At 58.6% G+C, this 10,547-nt stretch carries 11 protein-coding genes and 2 pseudogenes; 2 read left to right on the top strand and 11 right to left on the bottom strand.

Annotated elements, in window-relative coordinates:
- Positions 1–139, bottom strand: a pseudogene (locus AC2VNM_RS07310) (heterodisulfide reductase subunit B); the annotation flags it as partial.
- A gap of 146 nt (positions 140–285) precedes the next feature.
- Here AC2VNM_RS07310 and AC2VNM_RS07305 point away from each other — a divergent pair.
- Together AC2VNM_RS07305 and AC2VNM_RS07300 are read left to right on the top strand one after the other, a co-directional pair.
- A complete protein-coding gene (locus AC2VNM_RS07305) occupies positions 286–579 on the top strand; it encodes a hypothetical protein (RefSeq protein ID WP_483166982.1) in 294 nt (97 codons plus the stop codon).
- Positions 576–1,469 (top strand): ATP-grasp domain-containing protein, encoded by an 894-nt coding sequence (locus AC2VNM_RS07300; RefSeq protein ID WP_483166981.1) that lies wholly within the window; start codon positions 576–578, stop codon positions 1,467–1,469. Before AC2VNM_RS07305 ends, AC2VNM_RS07300 begins: the two co-directional genes overlap by 4 nt.
- Here the strand turns inward: AC2VNM_RS07300 and AC2VNM_RS07295 are convergent.
- From AC2VNM_RS07295 to AC2VNM_RS07250, 10 genes and pseudogenes are all read right to left on the bottom strand, one after another.
- Complete coding sequence (locus AC2VNM_RS07295; RefSeq protein WP_483166980.1) at positions 1,441–2,157, bottom strand: lysophospholipid acyltransferase family protein; 717 nt, start codon at positions 2,155–2,157, stop codon at positions 1,441–1,443. The genes AC2VNM_RS07300 and AC2VNM_RS07295 overlap by 29 nt on opposite strands.
- A 3-nt stretch (positions 2,158–2,160) precedes the next feature.
- Complete coding sequence (gene gmhB, locus AC2VNM_RS07290) at positions 2,161–2,697, bottom strand: D-glycero-beta-D-manno-heptose 1,7-bisphosphate 7-phosphatase (RefSeq protein WP_483166979.1); 537 nt, start codon at positions 2,695–2,697, stop codon at positions 2,161–2,163.
- A pseudogene (gene glyS / locus AC2VNM_RS07285) lies at positions 2,694–4,771 on the bottom strand (glycine--tRNA ligase subunit beta). Before glyS ends, gmhB begins: the two are co-directional and overlap by 4 nt.
- Positions 4,768–5,646 carry a glycine--tRNA ligase subunit alpha gene (glyQ, locus tag AC2VNM_RS07280; protein WP_483166977.1) on the bottom strand — a complete coding sequence of 293 codons (879 nt, stop codon included), beginning with the start codon at positions 5,644–5,646 and terminating at the stop codon, positions 4,768–4,770. The pseudogene glyS and the gene glyQ overlap by 4 nt, the downstream one beginning before the upstream one ends.
- A 63-nt stretch (positions 5,647–5,709) precedes the next feature.
- Positions 5,710–6,072 (bottom strand): roadblock/LC7 domain-containing protein, encoded by a 363-nt coding sequence (locus AC2VNM_RS07275; RefSeq protein ID WP_483166976.1) that lies wholly within the window; start codon positions 6,070–6,072, stop codon positions 5,710–5,712.
- 37 nt (positions 6,073–6,109) lie between these two features.
- Positions 6,110–6,748 (bottom strand): roadblock/LC7 domain-containing protein, encoded by a 639-nt coding sequence (locus AC2VNM_RS07270; RefSeq protein WP_483166975.1) that lies wholly within the window; start codon positions 6,746–6,748, stop codon positions 6,110–6,112.
- A complete protein-coding gene (locus AC2VNM_RS07265) occupies positions 6,745–7,311 on the bottom strand; it encodes a GTP-binding protein (protein WP_483166974.1) in 567 nt (188 codons plus the stop codon). Before AC2VNM_RS07265 ends, AC2VNM_RS07270 begins: the two co-directional genes overlap by 4 nt.
- A gap of 34 nt (positions 7,312–7,345) precedes the next feature.
- A complete protein-coding gene (locus tag AC2VNM_RS07260; RefSeq protein WP_483166973.1) occupies positions 7,346–8,476 on the bottom strand; it encodes a response regulator in 1,131 nt (376 codons plus the stop codon).
- A gap of 11 nt (positions 8,477–8,487) precedes the next feature.
- Positions 8,488–9,849 carry a type IV pilus assembly protein FimV gene (locus AC2VNM_RS07255; RefSeq protein ID WP_486913072.1) on the bottom strand — a complete coding sequence of 454 codons (1,362 nt, stop codon included), beginning with the start codon at positions 9,847–9,849 and terminating at the stop codon, positions 8,488–8,490.
- 196 nt (positions 9,850–10,045) lie between these two features.
- Positions 10,046–10,474 carry a hypothetical protein gene (locus AC2VNM_RS07250; RefSeq protein WP_483166971.1) on the bottom strand — a complete coding sequence of 143 codons (429 nt, stop codon included), beginning with the start codon at positions 10,472–10,474 and terminating at the stop codon, positions 10,046–10,048.
- Positions 10,475–10,547 lie beyond the last annotated feature (73 nt).

The raw sequence follows: 10,547 nt of genomic DNA, 5'->3' as shown, positions 1-10,547 counted from the left end.
CGCCCAGATCCACGGAGCGCCGATCGACATGGTTACGCACCCACGCCGTGGCGGCTTCGGCTTCGTTGGCGTTGAGATTGGTATCCTGGAAAAAGGCGCCGTGACCGGCTACCCCTTGCTGCGTCGTGTTTTCACTCATCGTAAACTCCTTGTCGGCCCTGTGGGCCCAGACTATGATCCGTTGCCGTGTCCGTTTTGGATCTCTTTATAGTTGACTATTATGCTCTTCTATTGTTCCAAAGCCAAGTCAAGGATTTTGTTGCAGGTAGTCAAATGGGAGTGAAGATGGAGGCAAAAACCGATATTGGACAGCGCTGTCGCACATTGTTCGAGAATCCCGCCGTACGCGCCAAGGGTTGGCGGAGCAATCTCTTCTGGCGTCCGGAAAACCCACAAAATCCTTACGGGAGCCTGCGCGTCGATGGGGAAGAACTGGAGGTGCTACTGGCGGCGATTGTCGGGGTAGAGGCGACGAGCCGGCCTGCCCTGGAACAACGGCACCCGGGTCGCGCGGGTTTTATCGAGCGCTCCATTGCGCACGGAGAATTGCCGCTACTGACCTACCAGAGCGACTCTTGACCTCCGTCGCGATCCTGTCGCGCTACCCGGAGCTCTATTCCACCTGCCGCTTGCAGGAGGCGCTACGCGCAAGGGGGGTAGATGGGCGCGTCCTGCAGCCCGAACGCTGCGCCCTGCATGTCCAGCAAGGAAAATTCTATCTATATTACGAAGGCCAGGTCCTGCCGCCTCCCGAACTGGTACTGCCACGCTTTGGCAGTCCCTTGACCCAGCTCGGTGTGCGCCTGCTACGGCAGCTGGCGGCGCAGGGTAGCTATTGCCTCAATGGCGGTGATGCGATCTTGCACGCGCGCGACAAATTTCTGTCCCTGCAAATCCTCGCCGGCGCGTCCTTGCCTGTGCCGGAGACCTGGTATCTTGCCGATGCTTCGGCGACGGAAACGGCGCTCGCGCAATTGGGAAAACCACTGGTCAGCAAACTGCTCAGCGGCTCCCAGGGGGTCGGCGTTAACTTGGCGGAGAGCCGCGCGGGCGCGCGGGCGCTGGTGGATACCCTGCTGCAGTTGCAACACGAAACCCTCTTGCAACGCTTTTTGCCCACAGGAGAGGACTATCGGGTGATCGTCCTCGGCAGCGGGGCGCTGGCGGCCATGCGCCGACGGGCGGGGCCGGGAGAGTTCCGTAGCAATTTACATCGGGCCGGGACGGCGGAGCGCGTGGAGGACGCGGAAGTGCTGGCGCGCCTGGAAAAGTTGGCGCTTGCCGCAACGGCAGCCTTGGACCTGGATTTTGCCGGGGTAGATCTGATGCTCGATGAGCAAGGCGCTCCTGTCATCCTAGAGGTCAATCCCGTCCCCAGCCTGGAGGGCGTCGAGCGCGTGAGTGGCATTGATATTGCTGGAAAGATCGTGGACTTCGCTCTTAGTCGTCGTGTGCAGGCATCTGCCTGATTTCCGCGGCGATCCACTCGCGTAGACGGTCGGTCACCTGATTGCTGCGCCCTTCGCCGTTATCAGCCGGGCCAAAATGCAGGTGTAGTTCGCCCGATCGCATGCGCCAGTCGTGGCGTGGCCAGAAGCAGCCACTGTTGAGGGCGAGGGGGGTGATGGGTACGCCAGCGCGCTGCGCGAGGGCAACGCCGGTCTGGTGAAAGGCGCCCAATTCACCGCAGCCTTGCCGCGTGCCCTCCGGAAAAATGAGAACGGGAATTCCTGCCCGCAGGCGTTTTTCTCCCTCTTCCAGAACCTGTTTGAGGGCCTGGCGTCTCGCTTGACGGTCGATGGCGATGGGTTGGCTCAGGGGTAGATACCAGCCGATGATGGGAAAACGCAGCAGTTCGGCCTTGAGGACAAAAGACAGACGCGGGAAGTAACGCCATAGCAGCAGGGTTTCGAGGGAGGACTGATGATTGCTGAGAATGACGCAGGGGCCGGCCGGTATATTCTCTAGCCCCTGTACGTGATAACGCACACCAATACTCCAAGAAAAGATGTGGCTCGCGACCCGCGCCCAGGTACCGCAGCCCCAGTAGCGCCAGGATTGGGGCAAGAGAGGGAAGGGCAGAAGCAGCAGCGCCCATACTAGGGTCCATAACGTGAATGACGCATAAAACAGTATGCTGCGCAGGGCACGGGCCATGACTCAGTGGCCAAGCAGGGCGTCGGCGACGGCGGCCAGATTGGCGAAGACGGGAACACCCTCGGCCCGCGCAGTATCTGCCGCCTTCTTGCCTTTACCCGTCAGTACCAGGATGGGGCTGGCACCGGCACTCCGTGCCGCCAGCAGATCGCGGTGGCTGTCCCCGACGGCCGGCACTCCTTGCAGATCGACCTGAAAGCGGTCGGCAATCTCGCGAAACATCCCGTCCTGGGGTTTGCGGCAGGCGCAACCAGCTTCCGGGTGATGGGGACAGAAAAAAATGGCATCAATCCGTCCCCCCATCTCCGCCAATTCCCGCCGCATGCGGGCATGGATGGAGCCCAAGGCGCGCAGGCTGAACAGACGCCGGCCAATACCCGATTGGTTGCTGGCCACCACGACGGTGTAGCCGGCGCGATTGAAGCGGGCAATGGCCTCTAGACTACCGGGAATCGGCCGCCATTCAGCAGCCGACTTGATGTAGGCATCGCTGTCTTCGTTGATAACGCCGTCGCGGTCGAGGATGAGCAGATGCGTCATCCGCGGCCCTGTAGCTGGGAAAAATCGGCGATGTGCAAAAACGCGCCTTGCAGCGCCTGTAACAGCGCCAGACGTTGTCCGCGGAGCGCACGATCCTCGCAGAGTACCATCACTTCCGCAAAGAAACGGTCCACCGGATCGTGCAGGCTGGCAAGGGTCACCAGTGCGTGATGGTAGTTCCTGTCCTTGAGGTTATCTTCAACGGTTTTCTCAATGGCCGTCCAGGCGTTCCACAACGCCTTTTCCGCGGTTTCCTGTAACAGGCCGGGACGCAGGTCCGTAGTTTCCTGGCTTCCTTCCTTGCGCAAGAGATTACTGACGCGTTTGATCAGCGCCGCCAGATCATCGGCGCGCGGATCACCGGCGAGGAAGGTGCTGAGACTCTCCAGGCGATGTTGGGCGTCGAGGGGATCATCACCGGCCACCGCCAGTATCGCCGCAATTTGGTCGGCGGCGAAGCCCTCTTCGCGAAAGATCACGCGCAGCCGGTCCTGGAAGAACTCGCCGAGCTTCGCGCTGGCTTCCGCGCCAGGAGGCAGTGTCGCGGCATAGGCATCGCGACCCATCTGCGTGAGCGCAGCCAGGGAGAAAGAGTGTTCTCCTTCCAGTGCAATGCGCAGAATGCCCAGAGCGGCACGACGCAGAGCAAAGGGATCGCGGTCGCCGGTCGGGATTTTCCCCAGCGCAAAAAATCCATAGAGGGTGTCGATACGATCCGCCAGAGCCAACGCCTGCCCGGTAGGCGAAGCCGGGATGGCGTCATCGCGCCCTACCGGCCGGTACTGTTCGCCGATGGCCTGGGCCACGGCCGCCGATTCGCCGTCATGGCCGGCATAGTAGGCCCCCATGATGCCCTGTAGTTCCGGAAACTCTCCGACCATGCCGCTGAGCAGATCGCTTTTGCAGAGTTGCGCGGCACGCCGGCAATCCTCGGGATCGGCGCCGAGCATCGCCGCCACACTGGGGGCAAGATTTTGCAGGCGCCGTACCTTGTCGCCTATGCTCCCTAGGCCGTCCTGGAAAGAGACCTTGTCCAGATCGGAAATCCAGGCGACCAGGCTGCTTTTGCGGTCCTGATCCCAGAAAAAGGCCGCATCAGCTAGGCGCGCGCGCAGTACCCGATTGTTACCATGAATGACGACCTGCGCATCACGGCTTTCGAGGTTGGCAATAAAGAGATAACGTGCTGCCAGCTTCCCTTGCCGATCGCGCAGGGGGACATAGCGCTGGTGCTGAATCATCACCGTGATCAGCACTTCCTCCGGGAGCCGCAGATATGTTTCGGCAAAGCCGCCCGCCAGGGCAACGGGCCATTCGCAGAGCCCGGTGATCTCATCGAGGAGGGCATCGCCAAGCATGGGTGTACAATCCAGCTCCTGCGCCAAGCGTTGCAGTTCCGCTGCGATATAGGCGCGGCGCTCCTGCCAATGGGCGCGGACCTGTGCTTGCAGCAAGGCTTGCGCATAGGTCTGCGGCTGCACGACTGGCACGGGGCCAGGATGATGGACGCGATGACCGAAACTATGAGCCTCACTTTGCAGGCCAAAGGCCTGCCAGGATAAGCACTGGTCGGCGAAGCGGAGCAGCAGCCAACGAATGGGACGGGAGAAGCTTTCTTCGTGCTTGCCCCAACGCATTCGCTTGCGCAAAGGTAAGGACTCCACCCAGCGCGTCGCCAGATCCGGCAAGAGCGCCGCTACGGGGCGGGACGGATGCTGGATACGCCACGCCAGCACGACGCCTTTTTCGGTTTCCAAGCGTTGTAGATCGCTGACTGCGACACCCAAGAGCGGGCGAACCCCTCAGCCGCCGGCGTTGCCTTGCCGTCGACAAAAGCCCGTTCGAGCGCCGGTCCGCGGCGGAGTTCTTCCTCGGCCCGTGTGGCACTGGCGAGCTCGTGAATGAGTAGCGCAATTCGACGCGGAGAAACGTAGGGGAGGATCTCGCCATACTCGATGCCGCTTTCGTCCAGCAGGCGGGCCATGATCTCTACGGCGCTTAGCTGCAGCTGCTGTTGTTCCGCTGCCGGTAGTTCCTCGCAACCGATTTCCAGTAACATGGGATGGGACTTCATGCGTCACCTCCCTGCAACAAGGGGTGGCCAAGCTCGGCGCGAGCCTCGGCATAGATTTCCGCTACCGCACGCGCCATATTCCGTACCCGGCCGATGAAGCGTGCCCGCTCGTTGACGGCGATGGCATGGCGGGCATCGAGCAGGTTGAAGGTGTGGGAGCAGTCGAGCACCCGTTCATAGGCGGGCAGGGGCAGCTTGGCCGCGATGAGGCTCTGACAATCGGCTTCGGCGCGGTCAAAGCGTTGCCTTAGATCGTCTACGGGAGCCAGCTCGAAATTGTAGCGGGACTGCTCCACTTCGTTCTGGTGATAAACGTCGCCGTAGCTCACGCCCGGTGTCCAGATCAGATCATATACACTTTCAACGCCTTGCAGATACATAGCCAGGCGCTCCAGGCCGTAGGTGATTTCGCCCATTACCGGACGACAATCCAGGCCCCCAACCTGCTGAAAATAGGTGAACTGCGTTACTTCCATGCCATTCAGCCAGACTTCCCAGCCTAGACCCCAGGCGCCAAGGGTGGGCGATTCCCAGTCGTCCTCAACGAAACGAATATCCTGCAACGCAATGTCGATGCCGAGGCGGCGCAGGGATTCCAGATAGAGCTCCTGCAGGTTACTGGGATTGGGTTTGAGTACCGCCTGAAACTGGTAATAGTGCTGTAGCCGGTTGGGGTTGTCGCCATAGCGGCCATCGGTGGGGCGGCGTGATGGTTGTACGTAGGCAGCACGCCAGGGTTCCGGACCGATTGCCCGTAAAAAGGTTGCCGGGTGAAAGGTGCCTGCACCCACGGGCATGTCCATGGGTTGCAACACCACACATCCCTGTTCACTCCAGAACTGTTGTAACTGTTGGATGATTTCCTGAAAAGTCATGGCGACCCCGCTGCACGAGGACGCCAATTATGGCCGAACGCCCGGTATCAGGAAAGTCTGGGCTCACAGAAGTTCTGCAATACCTTGGGCGGCGCGCTTTGCATCCAGAAAAATCAAGCCGAGTTTTGCTTCTTTTCTGGCAATTACGGTGAGAACGGCATCGTGTCCGGCATGAATGAGCAGGACGTATCCAGAGTCTCCCTTGATCATCACCTGTTCCAGGTCACCGCGGGCCAGCTCCGCTGCCGTTCGGTCGCCCAGGGACAGCATCGCGGCAGCCATGGCACCGACGCGATCCTCGTCCATGTTGCCGGCCAGCAGGGAGGCGATGGTCAGCCCATCGGTAGAGATGACTGCAGACGCCTCGATGTCGGCGGAAGAGCCGTTGAGGTCACTGAGGATAGATTTAAGCATTTCTTCACGCATGGCATTAAAACTCCCGTTAAAATAAGGATGAAGATGTTTAGCGATACCGTTGATCGAGTATTTGTACGAGGGTGACGAAGGGCTGGCTCTGAAGTAGAGGGGCGCCGCCGATGATCAACATAAAACGCTGTGGACCAATAAACAGCGGCCAGAATCCGAGCTCGGACTGTCCCGCAGGGTCGACCAGTGCCCAAGTTTCACTGTGGATGCGGAGATTGTTGCGTAATAACCTCCCATGTCGGTCCTGCAGGCTGAGCAAATCAGCGGAAAGTCCGGCAAGCTCCTCCGCGGATTCATGTAAGAAGCCTGATGTGGACAGGTAAAAACCGTTTTCATCGGCAAGTAAAGCGCGTTGCACGTCCGATAGCTGCGCCAGCAACCCGGGGAGAATGTCTTCCAGACGCTGCTCGGGGGTGTGGCGTGGCTCGGGACTTCCGCGGATCAAACCCAGACGTTGCAGGCGGAAAATACTGCGCAAGGCGTCATCCGGTGAGTCCAGTCGGGTCCAGCGGCAGGCAGCTTCCCGGCCGAAGGGGTCGCGCGATCCTTCGCGAAGAATGTGGAAAAGGATCGATCGGTTACCTTCTAGTTCCGGGCCGGAGCTGATATAGAATGCACCCGCTGGCGTCAACTCGGCATACAGAGGGCGCTCAGAAGTGACGAGTTCGATGCTCATGGGAGCATTCCCAGACCAGGATCGATGGAGAAAAGTAGTGCCATGACCAGGTTCTTCACATCTTCTTTGTTGCGTCCATCTACCTCAAAGATTGGTGGAACAGGATTGAGCATGTGCAGATCCTGACTGACCTCCGCGAGCATTTTTGCGTAGTCTGCGGTGTTCGGGCGGGGGTTGAGATCGGTCTTGCTGATGCCCAGGACCACCGGAACATCGGCAATGTAGTCCTTGAATGCATGCAGGAAGAAATGCATGTCCTTTTGCGGATTGGGGCGGGTGTTGTCCAGCATCAATATCAGCCCGAGACCGCCGGAAGTCAGGATGTCCCACATGAAATCAAAGCGCTCCTGCCCGGGAGTGCCATATAAATGTACCTTGCTCTTGTCGCCAAGGTGCAGAATCCCATAGTCCATAGCTACGGTGGTGTGGCCTTTACGGTTTATGGTCATGTCTGAGGCTTTGGCGTCGGTAGATATGATGGGTACATCAGAGATAGCAGATATCGCTGAAGTTTTGCCTGCGCCAACCGGGCCAGTGAAAACGATTTTATTGTCCTCTCTCATAAATAAGTCTCCCGGTTATTTTTCATTTCCATCACTATAGCCCCGCAATTTTTGCCAGCAGACGGCCAAGAAAACCACGCTTCGCGGGGCTCGGCCGTTGCGCTTCCGCTAGTGTGCTCGAGGGGATCGCCGGCTCTGACGCCACCCCGGAAGCGGGGCTATATTCCAATAATTGCAAAGCATCAGCCGCGGCAAGAAAGTTTAAGAGCGCCTGAGGTTGTACCTGCAACATCCGTATGGTCAATGCTGGGGATGCCGGTGAACGGGCGAGAAAGGCCGCCAAACGCAATGCCTCGGGTAGTGGGTACAAACGCGTAAGGTTGGGCCACCGACGCAGTTTTACCGGACGATTCAATGGAATTTTCTTGCTCAGGCGACCATCCGCAGCGATTGCGTGAATCTGCCAAAGGTATTCCGTGACTGTCATCGAATGAACGGAGTCGTTGTCGGCGAAAGATGCGCCATCTCGGAGAACGAGGTTCTCTTCTCCCTCTCGAAAGATTGCTTGTGCCTCCTCCATGCTGACGCTAGCATCGACTTTCCCCTGTTCTGGAAGGATCCGCCAGAGCAATCTTCCATTGCGTCGATCGACGATTCCTACGGGAATTTGATCGCGTATCGCCCGTTGAACCAGCGCGAGAAGGCCCTGCTCTGGATCGAAGAATTCGATTTGATTCGGATCAAAACTGGGTTTCTCTCTTGCCGGCGGAGGCTGTTGCACACTCGTGGAGAGCTTCGCTGGAGTCGCTGCTGCTGCAGTATTTTGGACTTGCTCTACCGGTTCAGCGGGCTGCTGCAGAGGCAATTCACGGGTCATTGGTGATGGACGCAGCAACTGTTCCAGCGCGGGGAACAGGGTTTCCATGCGGATCGGCTTGGTCAGCGTCACGAACTGGGGAAAGCTGTTGGGGACTACCGTCGTGGCGAGCAGGGGAATCCCGGGGTTTTCCTTACGAAATTTGTCGGCTTCCGCCAGCCCGTCGGGGGAATCCAGATCGGCAATCGCCACATCTGGGACTTGGTGATCGTCCGCTTCGAGAAGGCTATAATTTGCCTTACGGTTCATGCGAAAGGCCATGCGAAATACGGCCTCTTTTCGGATATCGAGGCCAATCCCGCGTACCAGAATCGAAGGAGTTCCCGCAATCTGTGCCTTGTCAGTCATGGTTTTCCTCCTCAGGCGGTAGCGCTGATGTCTCGCTGTAGGCGTTCGGACAGGTGGTACAGCTGGCGCAGGATGGCCTCGTCAGGTTGCGGGTCACTATGGATGATCTTTCTGCTGAATCGAGCAAAACGATCGCGCGCTTGCATACGTTCATACATCTCCAGTAAGGGGGGGAAATAGCCCGACTTTCGCGGTGAGGCAAGGGCTGACTGCTCCAGCAAATCGACGGCTTCCTCTACCTGGCCATAATCGATGAGCATGTTGAAATCGCGTAGAATTGGATCATCGGCATCCACTTCAGCAATCTCCCGGTCGCGCCGCAGGCGCTCTTCCACCAATTGCACGCTAGTCACCGGGATCGTGCTGGTGGGAGTATACAATTGATATTTTTCTGCGAGACTCGGCAGCACCTGATTTTCTCTCCCTTCACTATTTTCCAACTCGTTATATAGACTGTCTTGCCCCAGTTGCCTTCCTACGTTGAGCAAGCGCTGGCGTAAAGCCTTCCCCAGACCCCAGAGGATGATGTGCAAACGCAGCAAGCCTCGGGCGAAATCCCGCTCGTTCCCCTGTTCATAAAAAATTTGGAGAAGCAGTACATGGAGGCGCAGTCGCTTCGGGTAGAGAACCACCTTGCGTTGTAGAATAGTGACCGCGGCTGCGTCCTGACCCGCTTCTCTCAGTAAAGCGACAGCATGCCCCGTACCAACGAGGGTGCTGACGACTCGAATTTCCTCCTCATCGAGCGGAGGTAGTGGCTCTGAACCATAGAGCAAGGCATCTGCGGGCATCTCCTCCTTTCGCTCCTGCTCCGCTGCATGCCGCTGAAACGCGTGCAGGGGAATATCGTTCAGTTCGAGCGGCTCGGGATGCACGATTGCCTGTTGCAGGTCGCGATGGACAGAACCCAGCTCCAGCTGTTCCTGCTCGCGCGCCAGAAAGTTCTCCTTTTGGAGGGGTTGCTGACGACCCAGTTCCTGTTCGATATTTTCCAGACTGAGATGTAGTCGGGCTTCGGCCAACACGCGCAGTGGCAGGTTTTGTGGGTCCTTCTGCAGGCATTGTAGGACTAGATGCTGGACCACGGGGATGTCCAAAATTTGTTGATCGAGGTCTTCCTCCAACATTTCCGCGAGATGCTGATAATCACCTGCCTCGATATAGAGGTTGCGGAGTCGGTTTCTTTGCTCCTGGTCCTGCGGGTGACGCTCGACATACCAGAGAAGGGCCGTCGTTGCCTGATCGATATGTCCATAAGCGAGGTAGATTTCTACCTCATCCAGTATGCTGACCTCTTCAATTTCTGCCACCCTCGCTGGCGGAGCGCTTGGCTCTGGCAGCGGCGCTTGCGGAGCTGGCATGGCTGTCGTCATCGGGTTTTCAGATACTTTTCGAGTGCCTGCGGCGTTGCGCCCCCGTAACTTCCAGAGAATCGCTGCCACCACCAAAAACACGGCTGCACCGATCAGTATCAGACTCGTTGTGGGGAGATGCATGGCTTGAGACCCGAGGCTCCTGGATGATCCGCAATGGACTTCGAGGAGGTAGATAGATGCTTTTGTCGGCCTGTCAACGCTCGAGTAGATCTGCGATTTCCTGCAGGCGTTTGCTACTGCTGCGTCCCGGGTGTTCCTTGCGGGCCAGTTCGGCGTAGCCGTGGAAAAACTCGGGTAAGGCGCGCAGGATCACCGGTAGCCGTTCGCGACTGGCGCGCGCAATGCGCCATTCGCTGCGCGGCTCTCCCTGTCCGGCGTAGCTGCACACCGCCAGACCCCATGCGCGCTCGGTACCCGTCCAATGGTGTTGGGCGATACGCAGGCGATGCAGGTTGGCTTGCATACCCAGCCCAACACCGGGTCCGTCGTAGGTGATCTGCTGGTCCGTGGCGATGTCGGCGAGGAGATGGTCCAGAGGAACGAAGGCTGCACGTAGGGCCTCAGTCCCGGGCGTTTTCTCTTGCAGATGGCGCCGTAGCTCGAGAAGAAAGGGTGATTCCACTTTTTGCTCCATTTTCGGTAAAATTGCAGGGTTACAATAGGATCAATTGGCCGCGCAGATAGAATTGTGGATT

Source organism: Acidithiobacillus sp. TH-A67 (assembly GCF_057473545.1).
The sequence above is the reverse complement of the archived record's forward strand: the minus strand, read 5'-3'. Positions and strand labels throughout refer to the sequence as shown.